The sequence below is a fragment of the Streptomyces sp. RP5T genome (genome assembly GCF_003933965.1).
In the GTDB taxonomy this organism is placed as follows: domain Bacteria; phylum Actinomycetota; class Actinomycetes; order Streptomycetales; family Streptomycetaceae; genus Streptomyces.
Genome location: NZ_RSAJ01000117.1, coordinates 1 through 18,859, shown reverse-complemented (window position 1 = coordinate 18,859; position 18,859 = coordinate 1). Strand labels below are relative to the sequence as shown.

At 71.0% G+C, this 18,859-nt stretch carries 14 protein-coding genes and 1 other RNA gene; 11 read left to right on the top strand and 4 right to left on the bottom strand.

The window, feature by feature from the left end:
• Positions 1-282, bottom strand: a 282-nt coding sequence (locus EHS43_RS15170; RefSeq protein ID WP_148104049.1) for a hypothetical protein, incomplete at its 3' end; no start/stop codon positions are given.
• Between the two features lie 329 nt (positions 283-611).
• On the opposite strand from EHS43_RS15170, the gene EHS43_RS15165 reads away from it, so the two are divergent.
• From EHS43_RS15165 to EHS43_RS15150, 4 genes are all read left to right on the top strand, one after another.
• Positions 612-2,318: a serine/threonine-protein kinase gene (locus EHS43_RS15165; protein WP_125191300.1), complete on the top strand. Its 1,707-nt coding sequence runs from the start codon at positions 612-614 to the stop codon at positions 2,316-2,318.
• Between the two features lie 105 nt (positions 2,319-2,423).
• Positions 2,424-3,680, top strand: a complete 1,257-nt coding sequence (locus EHS43_RS15160; RefSeq protein ID WP_125191299.1) for a serine/threonine-protein kinase — start codon at positions 2,424-2,426, stop codon at positions 3,678-3,680.
• 254 nt (positions 3,681-3,934) lie between these two features.
• Entirely contained in the window at positions 3,935-5,041 is a 1,107-nt protein-coding gene (gene prfB, locus EHS43_RS15155) for a peptide chain release factor 2 (protein WP_125191298.1), read from the top strand.
• A 291-nt stretch (positions 5,042-5,332) separates the two neighbouring features.
• Entirely contained in the window at positions 5,333-5,995 is a 663-nt protein-coding gene (locus tag EHS43_RS15150) for a hypothetical protein (RefSeq protein WP_125191297.1), read from the top strand.
• Positions 5,996-6,100: 105 nt separating this feature from the next.
• Here EHS43_RS15150 and EHS43_RS15145 read toward each other — a convergent pair whose 3' ends face one another.
• A complete protein-coding gene (locus EHS43_RS15145) occupies positions 6,101-6,292 on the bottom strand; it encodes a hypothetical protein (RefSeq protein ID WP_020121271.1) in 192 nt (63 codons plus the stop codon).
• Between the two features lie 236 nt (positions 6,293-6,528).
• Here EHS43_RS15145 and ftsE point away from each other — a divergent pair, with 236 nt between their 5' ends.
• The 7 genes from ftsE to EHS43_RS15110 all read left to right on the top strand — a co-directional run bounded on the left by ftsE (position 6,529) and on the right by EHS43_RS15110 (position 16,315).
• Positions 6,529-7,218 (top strand): cell division ATP-binding protein FtsE, encoded by a 690-nt coding sequence (gene ftsE, locus EHS43_RS15140; RefSeq protein ID WP_125191296.1) that lies wholly within the window; start codon positions 6,529-6,531, stop codon positions 7,216-7,218.
• Positions 7,219-7,260: 42 nt separating this feature from the next.
• Positions 7,261-8,178, top strand: coding sequence for a permease-like cell division protein FtsX (ftsX, locus tag EHS43_RS15135; RefSeq protein ID WP_125191295.1), 918 nt, complete (start codon positions 7,261-7,263; stop codon positions 8,176-8,178).
• A 68-nt stretch (positions 8,179-8,246) separates the two neighbouring features.
• The gene (locus EHS43_RS15130; protein WP_185806259.1) at positions 8,247-9,419 is read left to right on the top strand and encodes a S41 family peptidase; all 1,173 of its coding nucleotides are present in this window, start codon (positions 8,247-8,249) and stop codon (positions 9,417-9,419) included.
• A 68-nt stretch (positions 9,420-9,487) separates the two neighbouring features.
• Positions 9,488-10,033, top strand: a complete 546-nt coding sequence (gene smpB, locus EHS43_RS15125; RefSeq protein WP_125191301.1) for an SsrA-binding protein SmpB — start codon at positions 9,488-9,490, stop codon at positions 10,031-10,033.
• 116 nt (positions 10,034-10,149) lie between these two features.
• Positions 10,150-10,536: a transfer-messenger RNA gene (gene ssrA / locus EHS43_RS15120) on the top strand.
• A gap of 246 nt (positions 10,537-10,782) precedes the next feature.
• On the top strand, positions 10,783-15,699 hold the full coding sequence (locus EHS43_RS15115; RefSeq protein ID WP_125191294.1) for a ricin-type beta-trefoil lectin domain protein: 4,917 nt from the start codon (positions 10,783-10,785) through the stop codon (positions 15,697-15,699).
• A 13-nt stretch (positions 15,700-15,712) separates the two neighbouring features.
• Complete coding sequence (locus EHS43_RS15110) at positions 15,713-16,315, top strand: hypothetical protein (protein WP_125191293.1); 603 nt, start codon at positions 15,713-15,715, stop codon at positions 16,313-16,315.
• A 69-nt stretch (positions 16,316-16,384) separates the two neighbouring features.
• Here the strand turns inward: EHS43_RS15110 and EHS43_RS15105 are convergent, their stop codons facing one another.
• Entirely contained in the window at positions 16,385-17,389 is a 1,005-nt protein-coding gene (locus EHS43_RS15105) for a LacI family DNA-binding transcriptional regulator (protein ID WP_125191292.1), read from the bottom strand.
• On the bottom strand, positions 17,389-18,859 hold a 1,471-nt coding region (gene yicI / locus EHS43_RS15100; protein ID WP_125191291.1), incomplete at its 5' end, for an alpha-xylosidase. The genes yicI and EHS43_RS15105, both read right to left, overlap by 1 nt.

Genomic DNA, 18,859 nt, shown 5'->3' with positions numbered 1-18,859 from the left:
GGAGAGCACGGCTCCGTCGATCAGCGGGGGCTCGCCCAGGGTGGCGCGCTGGGCGTCCAGCCGCTCTCCGTCCGCGTACAGCACGACCGGACCGCCGCCGCGCTCGGCCTCGCCCGCCCGGGACGCGCCCCCCTCGCCGGGGACCGCCGAGGCTAGGGCCGTGGCCACCGCGGCCAGCGCGGTGCCGACGGGAGCGGTGACCAGCACGTCGCGGCTCGCGGCGCGGCCCCGGGTCCGGTCGGGCGGCCCCAGTGGGTCTACGACGGTCAGCCGGATCTGCATCGCCGCCAGCGGTCCCTTCTGCTCGGACGCGGACATCCCCACCCCGCACGAGCACCATCGGCCAGTACTGCACGCATCCTCGCACCTGACACTGACAACATGCCCGTCGCCCGAGGGCAAGTGATCTTGATTGGTCAGCTCTGCCCCCAAAAGTGCCTGACCAGTGCAGCGCCGATGATCACTTGAGATCGGTCACGTCAACGTCCGGCAACCGGAAGCCCCGAACGGAGCGTCTTTCCTTCGAACGTGCTTGGCGACGCTTACGTGGCGCCGTGAGGAGCGGCACTACAGTGGGTCGGAACGACAGCAAGCAGCAGGGAGTGCATGACGTGCGGCCGGTAGGCAGCAAGTACTTCCTCGAGGAGCCGCTCGGACGCGGTGCCACGGGGACCGTGTGGCGAGCCCGCCAGCGGGAGACCGCGGGCGCCGAGGCCGCCGTACCGGGACAGCCCGGGGAGACCGTCGCGATCAAGGTCCTCAAGGAGGAGCTCGCGAGCGACCCGGACATCGTGATGCGGTTCCTGCGCGAGCGGTCCGTCCTGCTCAGGCTGACCCATCCGAACATCGTGCGGGTGCGCGACCTGGTCGTCGAAGGCGATCTGCTCGCCCTGGTCATGGACCTCGTCGAGGGCCCCGACCTGCACCGCTATCTGCGCGAGAACGGCCCCTTCAGCCCCGTCGGCGCCGCCCTGATCACCGCGCAGATCGCCGACGCGCTCGCCGCCAGCCACCGCGACGGCGTGGTCCACCGCGACCTCAAGCCCGCCAACGTGCTGCTGCGCCAGCACGGCGGCCAGATGCACCCCCTGCTGACCGACTTCGGCATCGCGCGCCTCGCCGACTCCCCGGGCCTGACCCGGACCCAGGAGTTCGTCGGCACGCCCGCGTACGTCGCTCCCGAGTCCGCCGAGGGCCGCCCGCAGACCTCCGCCGTCGACATCTACGGCGCCGGCATCCTGCTGTACGAGCTGGTCACCGGGCGTCCGCCGTTCGCCGGCGGGTCCGCCCTCGAGGTCCTGCACCAGCACCTGAGCGCCGAGCCGCGCCGCCCCTCCACGGTCCCCGACCCGCTGTGGACGATCATCGAGCGCTGCCTGAGCAAGAGCCCGGACCGCCGCCCCAGCGCCGAGAACCTCGCGCGCGGGCTGCGGGTCGTCGCCGAGGGCATCGGCGTGCACGCGAACTCCGCCCAGATCGCCGCGGCGGACAACGTCGGCGCGCTGCTGCTGCCCGACCCCGACCCGGCCGCCGTGCCGGACACCCCGGGCGCCGCCGACCCGACCCAGGTGCTGCCGCACGGCGCCGGCGCCCCCGGCGGCTACGACCCGAACGCGGCGACCAGCTTCCTGCCGCACACCGGCCAAGGCAACGCGGCCGGCGCCGCCGACCCCACCGCCGTACTCCCGCACCGCGGCGCGGCCGATCCGACGGCCGTGATGCCGCCGGTACCGCCCGGTCAGCCCGGGCAGGGGCAGTACGGGCAGCAGGGACAGCAGTCCGGCGGCCCCGAGGACCCGCACCCCTGGCAGAACCAGCTCCGCGCGGCCCGTGACCGCAACGAACAGACGCAGGTCCAGTACCTCGACCCGAACGAGGACCCGCTGCGCCGCCGCCCCCAGCGGCAGGTCGCCAGGCCGCAGCAACAGCAGCCGCCGCAGCGCCAACAGCGGTCCCAGCAGCGCCCGCCGCAGGGCGGTTACGGCCGTCAGCCGCAGCAGCAGCCCCAGCAGTACGCCCCGCAGCAGCAACCGCAGCGGTACGCGCCCCCGCCGCAGCCCGAGCGCCCCGCGCGCGAGCCCCGCCAGCCGCGGCAGCGCAGCGCCAACCCGATGAAGATCCCGGGTCTGGGCTGCCTCAAGGGCTGTCTGTTCACGATCGTCATCCTGTTCGTGGCGAGCTGGCTGATCTGGGAGCTGAGCCCGCTCCAGGAGTGGATCGGCACCGGCAAGAGCTACTGGCAGCAGATCGGCGACATCGTCGACACCGTGAGCACGTGGATCGGGGATCTGGGCGGAAACTCCTCAGGTCAGCAGTAACCCTGGGGATTTGTCGACATCCGGTGGGTGATTTCCGTCTCCGCGGTGAAGGTTGGCTCTTCCGACGCGTAGTTTTGTCGGCAACACGCGTCTGTAGGAGCAGCCTTGGCACGGAAGATCGGCAGCCGGTACACCGCCAACCAGATCCTGGGGCGGGGCAGTGCCGGCACGGTGTGGCTGGGCGAGGGTCCCGAGGGCCCCGTCGCCATCAAGCTGCTGCGCGAGGACCTCGCGTCCGACCAGGAACTCGTCGGGCGCTTCGTCCAGGAGCGCACGGCCCTGCTCGGCCTGGATCACCCGCACGTGGTCTCCGTCCGTGACCTCGTGGTCGACGGCAACGACCTCGCGCTCGTCATGGACCTGGTCCGGGGCACCGATCTGCGCACCCGGCTCGACCGGGAGAAGCGGCTCTCCCCCGAGGCCGCGGTCGCGATCGTCGCGGACGTCGCCGACGGGCTGGCCGCCGCGCACGCCAAGGGGGTCGTGCACCGGGACGTGAAGCCGGAGAACATCCTGCTGGACATGCAGGGACCGCTGGGCCCCGGCGGCGCGCACCCCGCCCTGCTGACGGACTTCGGGGTGGCGAAGCTCATCGACTCGCCGCGCCGCACCCGGGCCACGAAGATCATCGGGACGCCGGACTACCTGGCCCCGGAGATCGTCGAGGGACTGCCGCCGCGGGCGTCCGTGGACATCTACGCCCTCGCGACCGTCCTGTACGAGCTGCTGGCCGGGTTCACGCCGTTCGGGGGCGGGCACCCCGGGGCGGTGCTGCGGCGGCATGTGACGGAGACGGTGGTACCGCTTCCGGGCATCCCCGACGAGCTGTGGCAGCTGGTCGTGCAGTGCCTGGCGAAGGCCCCGGCCTCCCGGCTGCGCGCCTCCGAGCTGGGCGTACGGCTGCGGGAGCTGCTGCCCCTGCTGGCCGGGATGCCCCCGCTGGACGTGGACGAGCCCGACGCGGAGCAGGAGGAGGAGCAGGCCGCGCAGGACGCGGCCGCGGACGCCTCCGGGGAGCCGGCGCCGTCCGGCCGGCCGGTGCGGCGGGGTGCGGTGCCGTTGGTGCCGGGGGCGAAGCCCGCGGACTCCAACCGGGACACGCACACCTCGATGCGGGTGCCGGGCCCCGACGAGCTGGCCGGAGGCGCGCGCGGGACGGCCCGGGTGCCGAGGCCCGCCGGGGCGCCGCGGCCGGGATCCGCGCGGCACCGGGCGACCACACGGCGGCGCAGGCTGGTCGTGGGGATCGCGGGGCTGGTGCTGGTCGGCGCGGCGGGCGCGGGCATCTGGGCGGCCACCTCGGGCGACGACGCGGGAGCGTCACCGCAGGACACGGAGAACTCGGCGCCCGCCTCCCCCTGAGGGGCAGGGGCCCGGGGAGGACCGATGTCGGTCGTTCGCCAGGCTGGTGCTGGTGCTGGTGCTGGTGCTGGTGCTGGTGCTGGTGCTGGTCGGTGGTCTGTGTCGGCCGGCGTCGGGGGCTGGGCGGCCACCTCGGGCGACGGCGCGGGAGCGTCACCGCAGGACACGGAGAACTCGGCGCCCGCCTCCCCCTGAGAGGGCGGCGGCCCGGGGGAGGACCGACGTCGGTTGCCACAGCCGTTAGGCTGGAGGGCGTGGCAGTCGTCGATGTATCCGAAGAGCTCAAGTCCCTCTCCTCGACCATGGAGTCGATCGAGGCCGTTCTGGACCTCGACAAGCTGAGGGCAGACATCGCCGTGCTCGAGGAGCAGGCGGCCGCGCCGTCCCTGTGGGACAACCCGGACGAGGCGCAGAAGATCACCAGCAAGCTGTCCCACCTCCAGGCGGAGGTCAGGAAGGCGGACGCGCTGCGCGCCCGCATCGACGACCTCTCCGTGCTGTTCGAGATGGCCGAGGAGGAGGACGACCCGGACACCCGTGCCGAGGCCGAGTCCGAGCTCACCGCCGTCAGGAAGGCGCTGGACGAGATGGAGGTGCGGACCCTCCTCTCCGGCGAGTACGACTCCCGCGAGGCGCTCGTCAACATCCGCGCCGAGGCCGGCGGCGTCGACGCCGCCGACTTCGCCGAGAAGCTGCAGCGGATGTACCTGCGCTGGGCGGAGCAGAAGGGCTACAAGACCGAGGTCTACGAGACGTCGTACGCCGAAGAGGCCGGCATCAAGTCGACCACCTTCGCCGTGCAGGTGCCGTACGCCTACGGCACCCTGTCCGTCGAGCAGGGCACCCACCGGCTCGTGCGCATCTCGCCCTTCGACAACCAGGGCCGCCGCCAGACCTCCTTCGCGGGCGTGGAGATCCTTCCCGTGGTCGAGCAGACCGACCACATCGAGATCGACGAGTCCGAGCTGCGCGTGGACGTGTACCGGTCGTCCGGCCCCGGCGGCCAGGGCGTCAACACCACCGACTCCGCGGTCCGGTTGACCCACCTGCCCACCGGCATCGTCGTCTCCTGCCAGAACGAACGCTCGCAGATCCAGAACAAGGCGAGCGCGATGAACGTCCTCCAGGCCAAGCTGCTGGAGCGGCGCCGCCAGGAGGAGCAGGCCGCGATGGACGCCCTCAAGGGCGACGGCGGCAACTCCTGGGGCAACCAGATGCGTTCGTACGTCCTGCACCCGTACCAGATGGTCAAGGACCTGCGCACCGACTTCGAGGTCGGCAACCCCGAGGCTGTGTTCAACGGCGAGATCGACGGTTTCCTGGAAGCCGGAATTCGCTGGCGCAAGCAGCAGGAGAAGTAACTTTGTCGACTTGACCACCGCTCTGCAACTGCCGCCCCCCGGGCGGCAGTTTGCTTATGTCTGGGTTTTACATCACACTCACAGACCGCTTTCCCCGGCAAAGAGCGCTTACCCGGACATCGCGCCCGCAACGGCCTTGACGATGCTTTGAAAAATCGGAAGGGTAAAGCGTGGCATGCGTATCTCTGGGGCGCATGTGAACCGGGGGACTTCAGCACAGCTACCTTCCTCCGTCGATCACGGCCCCGAGCGCCGCCTCATTGACGATGAGCTACTGGGGGTAGCAACCACATGACGAAGAAGACGCGGATCCGTATCGCGCGCATAGCCGCCGGTGCCGTGATCGCGGCCGGCGCCTCGCTGACCGCCGCCGGCGCCGCTTCCGCGCTGGAGATCGGCGTGAGCGTGGGCGACAGCGGTGTCGGTGTGAACGTCGACACCGGCCTCGGCGACGACGACCCGACCGACCCGGTCACGGAGATTCCGACCGACCCGGTCACCGAACTCCCCACGGACCCCGGCACCGACGTGCCGACGGACCCGGGGACCACCCCGCCCGTGACCGAGGAGCCCACGGACCCGACCGAGGAGCCCACCGAGCCCACCGAGGACCCGACCGACCCGGGCAACGGGAACGGCAACGGCAACGGGAATGGCAACGGGAACGGCAACGGCAACGGAAACGGCAATGCCGGGGGCGGTGGCAACAGCAACACCAGCCCCGACGGCGGCTCCAACGCCTCCACCCAGGAAGAGGGCTCCTCGGCCCTCACCGAGACCGGCACGGACACCACGTCCAACACGTCGGCCCAGGGCAACGGCCAGCAGCTCGCCGAGACCGGTGCCGGTCAGACCGCGTTCCTGGTCGTCGGTGCCGCCACGATGATCGCGGGCGGCGTCGGCTTCCGCCTGCTGCCCCGCCTCGCGGGCGGTCGCGGTGGTGCGGCCGCCTGACGGTGACGTCCGGTAGCCGCGCACCCGCTTAGCGTGTGCGCGTGTGCACGACGAAGGGCCCGGAGCGAGTCCGCTCCGGGCCCTTCGTGTGTCTTCGGTCGCCGCCTAGGCGGTCTGGTGGGCCAGCAGGGCCACCGCGGCGATCAGGACCGCGAGCAGGGCGATCAGGGCCGTCGGGTTCAGGCCCGCGAAGAGGTTCTCCTGCTGCAGCCGCTCGCGGTTCGCGCGGCACACATGGCACCGGCCCTCGCTCACGGGCGCCGCGCAGTTTGCGCACACCAGGCGGTCGTACGTCATGCGCGTCACCCTTCTTGCGAATGCCTTCCACGAGGAGAACGCCTCCGGGCCGGAGAACGTTCCCCTCTCTACTGTGCCAGGTTCCTCCGGGGGTCGCCTGTGCGCTGCCGGAGACGGGGACATCAGGTGGGCACAAAACCGCCCAACCGCTACGCAACCCGAACCGGCGCCTGCGCTCGCGCACCCGGTTCGCGTATGGTCACGCTCATCTACCCCCGGCCTACCGTGGTGCATCCGTGATCCGATTCGACAACGTATCCAAGGTCTACCCCAAGCAGACCCGCCCCGCACTCAGGGATGTCTCCCTGGAAGTGGAGAAGGGCGAGTTCGTGTTCCTCGTCGGGTCCTCCGGCTCCGGAAAGTCCACTTTCCTGCGGCTGATCCTCCGCGAGGAGCGGTGCAGCCAGGGACAGGTGCACGTGCTGGGCAAGGACCTCGCCCGCCTGTCCAACTGGAAGGTGCCGCAGATGCGGCGCCAGCTGGGCACGGTCTTCCAGGACTTCCGGCTCCTGCCCAACAAGACGGTCGCCGAGAACGTCGCCTTCGCGCAGGAGGTCATCGGCAAGTCCCGCGGCGAGATCCGCAAGTCCGTGCCGCAGGTGCTCGATCTCGTCGGGCTCGGCGGCAAGGAGGAGCGGATGCCCGGTGAGCTCTCCGGCGGTGAGCAGCAGCGCGTGGCGATCGCCCGGGCCTTCGTGAACCGGCCCAAGCTGCTGATCGCCGACGAGCCCACCGGCAACCTCGACCCGCAGACCTCCGTCGGCATCATGAAGCTGCTGGACCGGATCAACCGGACCGGCACGACTGTCGTCATGGCCACCCACGACCAGAACATCGTGGACCAGATGCGCAAGCGCGTCATCGAGCTGGAGAAGGGCCGCCTCGTCCGCGACCAGGCACGCGGCGTCTACGGCTACCAGCACTGACCGCCGTTCACAGAGTCCCCGGAAAGGCCTGAAGAAGACGCCATGCGCGCCCAGTTCGTACTCTCCGAGATCGGTGTCGGTCTCCGCCGCAACCTGACGATGACGTTCGCGGTCATCGTCTCCGTCGCCCTGTCGCTCGCCCTGTTCGGCGGGTCGCTCCTGATGAGCGACCAGGTCGGTGCCATGAAGGGCTACTGGTACGACAAGGTCAACGTCTCGATCTTCCTCTGCAACAAGAGCGACGCCGAGTCGGACCCCAACTGTGCCAAGGGCGCGGTGACCGACGACCAGAAGAAGGACATCCTCTCCGACCTGAAGAAGATGTCGGTCGTCGAGACGGTCATCCACGAGTCCCAGGACCAGGCGTACAAGCACTACAAGGAGCAGTTCGGCGACTCCCCGCTGGCCGCGTCCCTCACCCCGGACCAGATGCAGGAGTCGTACCGGATCAAGCTGAAGGACCCGGAGAAGTACCAGGTCATCGCGACCGCCTTCAACGGCCGTGACGGCGTGCAGTCCGTGCAGGACCAGAAGGGCATCCTGGACAACCTCTTCACGATGCTGAACCTGATGAACAGGGCCGCGCTCGGCGTGATGGCGCTCATGCTGGTCGTCGCCCTGCTGCTGATCGTCAACACGGTGCGCGTCTCGGCGTTCAGCCGTCGGCGGGAGACCGGGATCATGCGGCTGGTGGGCGCGTCCGGCTTCTACATCCAGGCCCCGTTCATCATGGAGGCCGCGGTCGCCGGCGCGATCGGCGGCGGGCTCGCCTGTGTCTTCCTGGTCGTCGGCCGGTACTTCACCGTCGACCACGGCATGGCCCTGGCCACCAAGCTCAACCTGATCAACTTCGTGGGCTGGGACGCCGTCCTGACGAAGCTGCCGCTCATCCTTGCCGCGAGCGTGCTGATGCCCGCGCTGGCCGCGTTCTTCGCGTTGCGCAAGTACCTGAAGGTGTGACGCATGCCAAGAGGGTCGTACGGTCAACCGGCCGTGCGGCCCTCTTGCGTTGTCCTAGACTCACCGGCATGTCAGGCCGTGACCTGTTCTGTCAGCCCCGCCGCATCGGCCGCGGGGCGGCCCTGACATTGGTGTTCGCGAGCGTCCTGGTGGCCGGCGCGGCGACCGGCTCCTTCCCCGAGGCCGTCGGCGGTGACCGGAAGTCCCCGTCGGACACGGCCCGTTCGGCCGCCCCCGCGGGTCACCACGAGGACGTGGCCGAGGCGGCCGAGGAGGCCAAGGCCGCCGGAGCGTCCCCCGTGGAGGCCGCCGAGCGTGCCGTCAGCCGCAGCGGGGACCGCTGGGCAGCCGTCTACTCCCGGGGCGAGTACGAGGAGTTCGAGGAGGCCCTCGACGGCCGCTACACCGGCGTCGGCCTGTGGGCGCGGCGCGAGCGGGACGGCCGTATCGAGGTGACCCGGGTCAGCTCCGACTCGCCCGCGGCCGCCGCCGGGATCCGCGAGGGCGACCGGCTGCGCAGCGTCGACGGGGAGCGGGTGGACGGGCATCCGGTCACCGAGGTGGTCTCCTTACTGCGCGGCGACGCCACGGACGCGGCCGCCGGTACGGCGGTGCGGCTCGGCCTGGAGCGCGGCACGCGCGTGTGGACGCAGACGGTCCGGCGGGCCCGGCTGTCCACGGACTCGGTCGCCGTCCGGGAACTCGCCGGCGGGACCACCGTCATCAGGATCGACCGGTTCACCAAGGGCGTCGGGGACGAGGTCCGCGACGCCGTCCGGGACGCGCCGGCCGGCGGGGGCATCATCCTCGACCTGCGCGGGAACTCCGGGGGCCTGGTCACCGAGGCCGTCACCACGGCGTCCGCCTTCCTCGACGGGGGACTGGTGGCGACCTACGACGTCGACGGGACCCAGCAGGCGCTGCACGCCGAGCCCGGCGGGGACACGAGCAGGGCGCTGGTCGCGCTGGTCGACGGCGGGACGATGAGCGCGGCGGAACTTCTCACCGGCGCGCTGCAGGACCGGGGGCGGGCCGTGGTCGTCGGTTCCCGCACCTTCGGCAAGGGGGCCGTGCAGATGCCCAGCCGGCTGCCGGACGGTGCCGTGGCCGAGCTGACCGTGGGCCACTACCGCACTCCGTCGGGGCGGGGGGTCGACGGGCGCGGGATCACGCCGGACCTCGAAGCCGACGAGGGGGCTCTGGGGCAGGCCGAGACGGTGCTCGGCGGACTGGGCGATTAGGACCCCGGATAACGACTGGTCCCGGCCCCCCTTCCTAGTGCGAAAATGGCAGCACTATGAGCAAGGGAATGTACGTACCGAAGGAGTCCCAGCCGAAGCAGGGTGGCGGGGGCGGCAAGGCCCGGGACGGGGAGAAGGGCGGCAAGCGCAAGCTGGTCGCCCAGAACAAGAAGGCCCGGCACGACTACGCGATCATCGACACCTACGAGGCCGGGATCGTGCTCACCGGTACCGAGGTGAAGTCGCTGCGTCAGGGGCGGACCTCGCTGGCCGACGGGTTCGTCCAGATCGACGGCGGTGAGGCGTGGCTGCACAACGCCCACATCCCCGAGTACAGCCAGGGCAGCTGGACCAACCACTCCGCGCGCCGCAAGCGCAAGCTGCTGCTGCACCGCGAGGAGATCGACAAGCTGGAGGCGAAGGCCCAGGAGACGGGTCACACCATCGTGCCCCTCGCCCTGTACTTCACCAATGGCCGGGCCAAGGCCGAGATCGCCCTCGCGCGAGGCAAGAAGGAGTACGACAAGCGCCAGACCCTGCGGGAGAAGCAGGACCGGCGGGAGTCGGACCGCGCGATCGCGGCGGCGAAGCGGAAGCAGCGCGCCGCCCAGTAGGCGGGGCCGCCCCGTAGTGCGGGACCGCCGGGAATACGGTGGCATCGGCGTGCGTTGGTCACGTACCATGGAGTCAACACCGGCCGAGGTCGGTGGGCGCATTGAAAACACAACATGGGGATGATCGGTTTCGACAGCGGCTGTTGAGGCAGGGGAAGCGTGTCGAGGAAGCGGCAATGATCTCGTAAACCATATGTCGCAACCAATAATCGCCAATTCCAAGAGCGATTCCCGCGTCTTCGCCCTCGCTGCCTAATAAGCAGTGAGCGAAGGCCCTAACGGGTGTCAGCCCGGGAGTGTTCCCGACCCGGACCCTGGCATAATCTAGGGGACTAAACCATCGAGCCCGGTCACGGGGTTCGATGGGAAACCAAACAGTGACTGGGCCCGTCGGCGACTTGTTCGCGTGATCGCCGGGGCCGAGAAAATCGCAGCGAACTGCACACGGAGAAGCCCTGGTTCTGCACCGTTGGACGCGGGTTCGATTCCCGCCATCTCCACTCGTCCCTCCGGGGACAACCCCATGTGGGCGAAGGCCCCGTTGCCGTCAGGCAGCGGGGCCTTCGTCATGTCCTGGCCCACGTGTCCGGCCTTTACATTTTGCTCACACGTGACCAGGGAATCTCTTGTCCTGCACCCGACATGTATGTCTAAGGTGAACGCCGCGCCGGACGGAGCCGACCACTCCGCCACAGGGCGCGTCGAACGGCGACCGGGGGAACACCGTCGCCACGGGGAGGACAACCACCATGCCGAGACATCGGCTCTTCACGCATGCCCGGGCACGTTCCGGGCTCCTGACACCGCTGCTGACGTCCGCCGTCGCCGTGGCCCTGATCGGCTCCGTGGCCGTGCAGCCGGGCCTCATCAGCCGGTACGCGGCCGACGACATGGCGTCCGTGGCCAGCGCCTCGGACAGCGGTGACAGCTACGACGGTTTCGACGCCAAGGCCGCCGAGCAGCTCCGCCAGGACCAGTGCCTGCTCGGTGAGGCGCTGCGGATGGGCGGACCGGCCATGTTCGGTGTCGCCCAGGACGGGCTGAACCAGACGCCGGACAAGCTGCACACGGCGGCGAACCGGTCGTACTGGGAGACCACTCCGCTGTCCACGGCGTTCAAGCAGGACCGGGACGCGGCCGACAAGGAGGGGTCCGCTCTCTACGACCACATCCGGGACTTCGAGATCTCTGGGCTGCCCACGCCCAGCGGCTTCAAGTCGAAGGCCGACTTCGAGTGGCCGCCCGGCACAAGCGGTGACGACCGCCCCAACTTCTTCCAGCAGACCGGCATTTCCAAGTGGATCTGGGAGCAGTTCTGGAAGAGCGAGGGTGATTTCTACCGCGACCCGACGCCCAAGGCCGATGACGCCACCGTAAAGGCGGTCAAGAGCCTCGGCGACCCGCTGTACGGCGGCGACCCCGACCCGAATGCGCCGAACTGGAATCAGGCGTACGAGGAGCACAAGGCCTATGACGGCCTGGTGAACTGGTCCATGGAGCCGACAGCCGCGGACAACGCCCGGCTCTTCCTGTCCTACGGCGGTTTTCCGAGCACCGCGCCCGAGCCCGGCAGCGTCGAGTACCGCATCGCGGTCGAGGACCTGAAGTCCCGGTTCGCCTCCTGCGCCTGGCGCACCCCGGTCGACCCGAACAAGGTGCTCGGCAAGGAGGTTGCCGCCGCGTCCGACGAGTGGCAGCAGGAGATCGCCGCCCAGGCCGCCCCGCGCAACCAGATCCTGACCGCCAACAAGAGCGCCACCACGGCCCTCGCCGCCGGCTCCAAGGCCCTGGGCGAACTCCTCGGCCTCTCCTGGCGCGCCGACCACCTGGTCCGCTGGCAGGACTACTGGTCGGCCGGCGGGCCCGGCTGGATCGGCACCAGCCCCTTCGTCGTGCACGCCCACGGGGCGAGCGACAAGTGCCTGGATGTGGCGGGCGGCAAGAAGGACAACGGCACGCCCGTGCAGATCTACACCTGCAACGGCAGCGCCGGACAGAAGTGGCAGATCGACGCCGACCGGCTGGTCAACCCCAACTCGGGCAAGTGCCTGACCGTCAAGGGCGGTGCGAGCGCCAACGGCACGGCCGTGCAGATCTCCACCTGCGGTACCGGCGCCTCGCAGAAGTGGGAGTACGGCACCCACGGCACGACCCGGCTGTACAACCCGGGCACCGGCAACTGCTTCGACCTCGCCGACTACACCAACAGCCGTGACGGCCGCATGTGGGACTGCACGGGCAAGGCCCCGCAGCAGTTCGACATCGTCCCGTCCGGACACCAGGGCGCCGACGACGACCTCGACTACCCGACCAAGGCCCAGTTCGACAAGGCGGCCAAGGGCGTCACGGCCGCCCAGACCGAGGCGAAGAAGCAGCTCGACCTGCTCAAGGCCCAGGCCACGGCGGCGAAGACGGCCGCCACCACGTCGGACACCGCCCTGACGGCGGCGTACGGCATCGCCGACAAGGCGGGTGCTCCGCGCGGCCGCGGCCTGCTCGTCGGGCAGCAGAAGGCACAGGTCACCAAGGCCTCCTCGGCCGCGCTGGACGCGCTCGCCAAGGCCGGTGACACCGCCTACGCGGCCACCCGTGCCGCCGCCGGGGACAGCGCCACCATCGCCGCCCGCGCCCTGACCCAGGCCGCGCAGTCGAAGGCCGCCTTCCGTACCGCCGCCGCGAACGAGGCCCGGGCCCAGGCGAAGGCCGCCGCCGACGCGGCCGCCGTACAGGCGCAGACCGCGAAGACGGCCCGCGACCTCGCGAAGGCCAAGCTCGCCGAGACGCAGAAGGCCGAGGCCGACGCGAAGGCGGCGGCCGCCGACGCGCACGCCAAGCGGCTCGCGGCGGAGGCCGAGGCCGCGACGGCGAAGGCGGAGAAGGAGACCGCCGCCGCCAAGCAGGCTGAGGCCGCGCAGCACAAGCAGAACGCGCAGGGCTACGCGCAGACCGCCCAGGAGGCCAAGGGCCGCGCGGAGAGCGCCGAGTCCACGGCCCGCGCCAAGCGGCAGGACGCCGAGGCCGCCCGGGACCGGGCCAAGGGCAAGCAGGACGATGCGTGGGACGCCGAGAGCAAGGCCAACGCGGCCCGTGCCAAGGCCGACTCCACGGACGCGTACGCCGAGGCGCACGACTCGGACGCCGACGCCAAGGACTCCCGTGCCGCCGCCGACCAGGCGGACAAGGCCGCCGACGACGCGGAGTCGGCGGCACGCTCGGCCCGTTCCGAGGCGGACGCGGCCACCCAGGCCGCGGCCGACGCGGACGCAGCCGCCACGCGTGCGGAGGCCGCCGCCAAGCGGGCCCGCTCCGACGCGGACGCGGCCCAGGCCGCCAAGCTGCGGGCGGACGCCGCGGTCCGTACGGCGACCAGCGCGGCCGCCGACGCCATCAAGGCGTCCGAGGCCTCCGCCTCCGCCGCCCGTACCGCGGTCAAGCTGGCCGACGAGGCCGAGAAGCACGCCGCCGACGCCATGAAGCAGGCCGACGCGGCGAAGGCCGAGGCCGCCAAGGCGGTCGCCGGCGCCGCCGACGCGGCCGGGCACGCCTACACCACCGCGCAGGCGGCGGAGGACGCCGGCAACGCGGCCCAGCAGGTCGCCGCTCCGGCCAACGACGCGATCCAGCTGGGCGCGCCGTACGTCACCACCGATTCGGCGGCGGGCCTCGCCGTCCTGTCGGGCCAGTCGTCGAAGACGATCGCCGAGCAGCAGCAGGCGGTCGCCGAGGCGCACGCGGCCAACGCGCAGAAGAACGCGGCCCAGGCGGCGAGCCTCGCCGCGGCGGCGACCGGTGACGCGAAGGCGGCGTACACGTTGGCCGCGGAGGCCGCCGGGTTCGCGGCCGACGCCCGCAGGTCGGCGAAGGAAGCGCTCGGTTACGCCGCCGAGGCCGCCCAGTACGCGGCCGACGCCCAGGCGTCCCTCGCCCGGGCCAAGGAGTACGACCGCCAGGCCACCGAGGACGCGGCCGCCGCCGACCAGGCGGCCGACCGCGCCGAGATCTACGCGGCCGACGCCCGTTCCTCCGCCGACCAGGCGGCCCTGGACGCGGAGGCCGCCCGCTCGGCAGCCGCGGAGGCCGAACAGGCCGCGAAGGACGCCCGCGCGGCGGCCGACCGCGCCGACGCGGAGGCGACGGCGGCGGAACAGGCGGCGAAGGACGCCCAGAAGTACGCGGAGTCGGCGCAGGAGGCGGCCGACCAGGCCGCGCGCAACGACGCCAACAGCCAGGTGCAGGCGGGCGCCGGCACCGGCATCGGCGGGATGTTCTCCGTCATCGACGACATCAAGCAGCGGGGCGACCCGCAGCGGCTGCCGGACGACTGCTCGCGCCTTCCCTGTGACCTGGTGTACGAGGTGCACTTCGACGCGACCGTCAGCTACTACCTGTGCCTGAACCCGGAGGTGCCGGCCACCGAGTCCGGCTGCCCCGCCGGGGACACGCAGTTCCTGAAGACCAAGACGTTCACGGACCTGAGCAAGAAGGTCAAGATCTCCTCGTGGGAGGCGACCAAGGACCTGTGGAAGGGGCTCTACGACTCGATCGTCGGTGACTTCACCGGCTGCTACCACAAGTTCACCGACGCCCAGGACGGCGGCAGCTACGGCGACTGCGCCTGGGCCGCCACCTGGCTGCCGCTCGGCGGCCCGATCGCGAAGATCACCGAAGCGATCCGCGCGGTGGACGCGGCGATGCGCACCGGCATCGGGCTCTCCGACGCCCTGAAGGCGCTGCGGGCCCTGGACGTGGACGCCAAGGCGCTGTCCGCGATCGAGCGCAGCGCACGGACGTACGAGGAGGCGCGCACCGCCTGCATCCGCAACAGCTTCCCCGGTGGCACCCAGGTGGTCCTCGCCGACGGCAGCCGCAAGGACATCCGTGACGTGCGGTTCGGCGACCGGCTCCTGGCCACCGACCCCGACACCGGAAGCACCCGCGGCGAGACGGTCACCCAGACCTTCTCGCACCCCTCCGCCGACCTGCTGGACATCACGCTGGCGACCGGCGGAAGCCTGACGAGCACCTCGGGGCACAAGTTCTTCGTCACCGGCCGCGGCTGGACCCTCGCGTCCGACGTGCGTCCCGGCGACAGCCTGCGCACCCCGGGCGGAAGCCTGCGCACGGTGGCCGCGGTGCTCGACCGCCATGCCTCGGCACCGCGGACCGTGTACGACCTGACCGTCTCCGGACTGCACACCTTCTACGCCGTGGCGGGCGGCACCCCGGTCCTGGTGCACAACTGCAGCGACCTCGTCCTGGACGAGGCGAGCTTCCCCGATCAGGCGCACACCCTCAAGGAGCACGTGCGCCCCAACCAGGCGGAGGCGGAGGCGATCGCGCACCGCAAGACGGTCGACAGCGGCAGGGACACGCCCAACAGCGTGTTCACCGACCAGCAGACCGCACAGCAGGTCGTCGACCACGCCCTGTCCGAGAACGCGAACAGGATCCGCAAGTGGATGGCGGAGAACAGGACGAACGAGCTGACCTGGTCGGGCACCTTCAGCCGGAACAACTCCCTCGGTACGGTCTACTACGACAACGGCCGGGCTGCCCCCAAGGCCACGGGCAACGGCTACTTCATCAAGCTCGTGAGGGCGCCCAAGGTGAAGGGCCAGCCGAAACACCCGCTGGGCTACTACGTGCAGACCTGCTACCCGAAGTAAGGAGGTGACCGCCGTGCAGCGCTTCACCGAGTTCGACTTCGGTGTCCCCTGGGTGATGGCCCTCTTCCATCAGGACTGGAGCCATGAGGCGGACACCGCCGCCGAACTCGTCGCGCGGCGCCTGCCGGACGGGGCCGCCGAGGAAGCCCTGGCGGTGCGCCGCGACGCCCGGGCGCTTCTCGACGGCCTGTCGTCGCGGACGCTGGAGGTGCTGTGGACGGCGGGATCGCAGTACGGGCCGAACTTCGAGCGGACCACGGGAGCCGAGTGGACGCGGACCGTCGTCGACGTCTGTGACACCTGGCTGTCGGCGCGGTCGGAGGTACGGCCGCTCACCGGAGCCGACACGGAGGACGGCCTCGCCCACCGGGACGAGGTCGTCACCGAGATCGAAAGCATGGGGTTCCTCTCCCCGGAGGTGCGCCGGGCCCTCGTCGACTGCGCTCACCACTGCACCCCGGACCTGGCGTTGCGGGTCCTGCTGAGGGTGATCGAGTACGCCCCTGACTCGTCGTTGTCCGAGGAGCAGTACAAGAGGCTGGAAGGTCTCGGATCGGCCCTGCACTACGGCGAGTTCGTGGTGCAGAACGTCGAGTTCCTGGTTGCCGACGACTGAGAAGTACGCCCGAGGGCCCTCCCCCCGTACGGGGGGAGGGCCCTCACTTCTGTCGAGGGGATCCGCCCCTTACGTGAGCGTCCGCGCCCCCGTACTCCCCCGCTCCGTCATCCGAGGAGGCAGCAGCGTCGACTCCGCCACGGGTGTCCCGTCCAGTTTCTTCATCAGGAGTTCCACGGCCCGCGTGCCCACCTCCTCCGTCGGCAGGGACACCGAGGTGATCGGTGGGTGGGTCGACTCGGCGAGTTCGTCGGGGCAGATCGCGGTGAGGGAGAGGTCGGCCGGGACGCGGAGGCCGAGGTCGGCGAAGGCGTCGAGCAGGGGTTCCAGCAGGGCCTCGTTGTGGACGACCACTCCGGTCAGCGCGGGCTGGTCCCGCAGGAGGCTTTCGGCCACCTCGCGGGCCGCCCCGGGTTCGCAGGGGTGGACCGTCGAGGACATCCCGGCGCGGTCGGCGGCCGCGGTGAAGCCCTGGACCACGCGCTGGGCGAAGGCCGTCCGGCGCACGTACACCTCCGGCGGGGAGCCGATCAGGGCCACCGAGCGGTGCCCCAGCCGTGCCAGGTGTTCCACGCACACCTCACCGGCCGCCTGGAAGTCGAGGTCGACGCAGGTCAGGCCCGCGCAGGAGGCGGGTAAGCCGATCAGCACCGACGGCAGGTCCAGCGAGCGCAGCAACGGCAGCCGGGGATCGTCCAGTTGGACGTCCATCATGACCAGCCCGTCGACCAGTGCGGTGTCCGCGACCCGGTGCAGTCCCTCCTCGCCCTCCTCCTGTGTCAGCAGCAGCACGTCGTGGTCGTGGCGCCGGGCGGTCGTCACCACCGACACCGCGAACCGCATCACCGTCGGGACGTGGATGCCGGCCCGTAAGGGCACCACCAGCGCGAGCACGTTGGAGCGTCTGCCGGCCAGGGCGCGGGCACCCGCGTGCGGGCGGTAGCCCAGCTCGCGGATGGCCTCCTCCACCCGCTGCCGGGTCTCCTCGGAGATCGGGCGCTTGCCGCTGAGGGCGTAGGAGACGGTGCTGGGGGAGACCCCGGCCCGCCGCGCCACATCCGTGATCTTCACCATCAGCCCAGCTCCAGGGAGAGGAAGCCGGTCCCCGCCCGCGCCCGCGCCGTCCTGTCCCCGGCCGCCAGCCCCCAGGGCGCCGAGGGGGCGGAGCAGGACGCCCGCAGCGTGTCCCCCTCGCGTACGACGGTGTAGGCGACCTCGCCGACCCGGACCGTGACCTGCTCGCCCCGCGCGAGGCCGTACGCCCGCAGGGTCACCCCGTCGGCGTGGTCGTAGTCGGGCCGGTCGTCCACCGCGCCGACCGGGATCACCGCGCCCGGCCGCACCAGCAGCGGCACGCTGGTGAAGTCGTGCTTCTCGCGCACCCAGCGCGGCCCGGTCACCGTCTCGCCGGTCACGAAGTGGGTCCAGGTGCCCTCGGGGACGTAGTACGAGACCTCCCCGCCGTCGTCGAACACGGGCGCCACCAGGAGGTCCGGGCCGAGCATGTACTGCCGCTCCAGGTGGGCGCAGCCGGGGTCGTCGGGGAACTCCAGGACCATCGCCCGCATCACCGGCACGCCCTCGGTGTGGGCGGTGCGCGCGGCCTCGTAGAGGTAGGGCATCAGGCGCAGTTTGAGGCGGGTGAAGTGCCTGAGGACGTCGACGGACTTCTCGTCGAACAGCCACGGGACGCGGTAGGAGGAGCTGCCGTGCAGGCGGCTGTGGGAGGACAGCAGGCCGAAGGCCAGCCAGCGTTTGAACAGCGCCGGAGTCGGCGTGCCCTCGAAGCCGCCGATGTCGTGGCTCCAGAAGCCGAAGCCGGAGAGCCCCAACGACAGCCCACCTCGCAGCGACTCTGCCATCGACTCGTAGGTCGCCTCGCAGTCGCCGCCCCAGTGCACCGGGAACTGCTGGCTGCCCGCGGTCGCCGAGCGGGCGAAGACCACCGCCTCCTGTTCGCCGCGGTGCTTGCGCAGCACGTCGAAGACGGTCCGGTTGTAGAGGTAGGTGTAGTAGTTGTGCATCCGCTCGGGGTCGGAGCCGTCGGACCACTCCACGTCCAGCGGCACCCGCTCGCCGAAGTCGGTCTTGAAGCAGTCCACCCCCTGGTCGAGGAGTGCCTCCAGCTTGGCCGCGTACCAGTCGCGGGCGGCCGGGCTGGTGAAGTCGACCAGGGCCATGCCGGGCTGCCACAGGTCCCACTGCCAGACACTGCCGTCGGGGCGCTTCAGGAGGTGGCCGAGCGCCTTGCCCTCCGCGAACAGGGGGGATCTCTGCGCGATGTACGGGTTGATCCACACCGAGACCCTGAGGCCCCGCGCGTGCAGCCGGGCGAGCATGCCCTCGGGGTCGGGGAAGACCCGCGGGTCCCACTGGAAGTCGCACCAGTTGAACTCGCGCATCCAGAAGCAGTCGAAGTGGAAGACGGAAAGGGGCAGTTCGCGTTCCCGCATGCCCTCGATGAACGAGGTCACGGTCTCCTCGTCGTACGAGGTCGTGAAGGACGTCGAGAGCCACAGGCCGAAGGACCAGGCGGGCGGGAGG

Excerpts from the sequence above, each read along its gene's own strand:
- EHS43_RS15150 (WP_125191297.1), top strand. The coding sequence starts at position 5,333 with ATGACGAAGAAGACGCGGATCCGTATCGCGCGCATAGCCGCCGGTGCC.
- EHS43_RS15145 (WP_020121271.1), bottom strand. The coding sequence starts at position 6,292 with ATGACGTACGACCGCCTGGTGTGCGCAAACTGCGCGGCGCCCGTGAGC.
- ftsX (WP_125191295.1), top strand. The coding sequence starts at position 7,261 with ATGCGCGCCCAGTTCGTACTCTCCGAGATCGGTGTCGGTCTCCGCCGC.
- EHS43_RS15130 (WP_185806259.1), top strand. The coding sequence starts at position 8,247 with ATGTCAGGCCGTGACCTGTTCTGTCAGCCCCGCCGCATCGGCCGCGGG.
- smpB (WP_125191301.1), top strand. The coding sequence starts at position 9,488 with ATGTACGTACCGAAGGAGTCCCAGCCGAAGCAGGGTGGCGGGGGCGGC.
- EHS43_RS15115 (WP_125191294.1), top strand. The coding sequence starts at position 10,783 with ATGCCGAGACATCGGCTCTTCACGCATGCCCGGGCACGTTCCGGGCTC.
- EHS43_RS15105 (WP_125191292.1), bottom strand. The coding sequence starts at position 17,389 with ATGGTGAAGATCACGGATGTGGCGCGGCGGGCCGGGGTCTCCCCCAGC.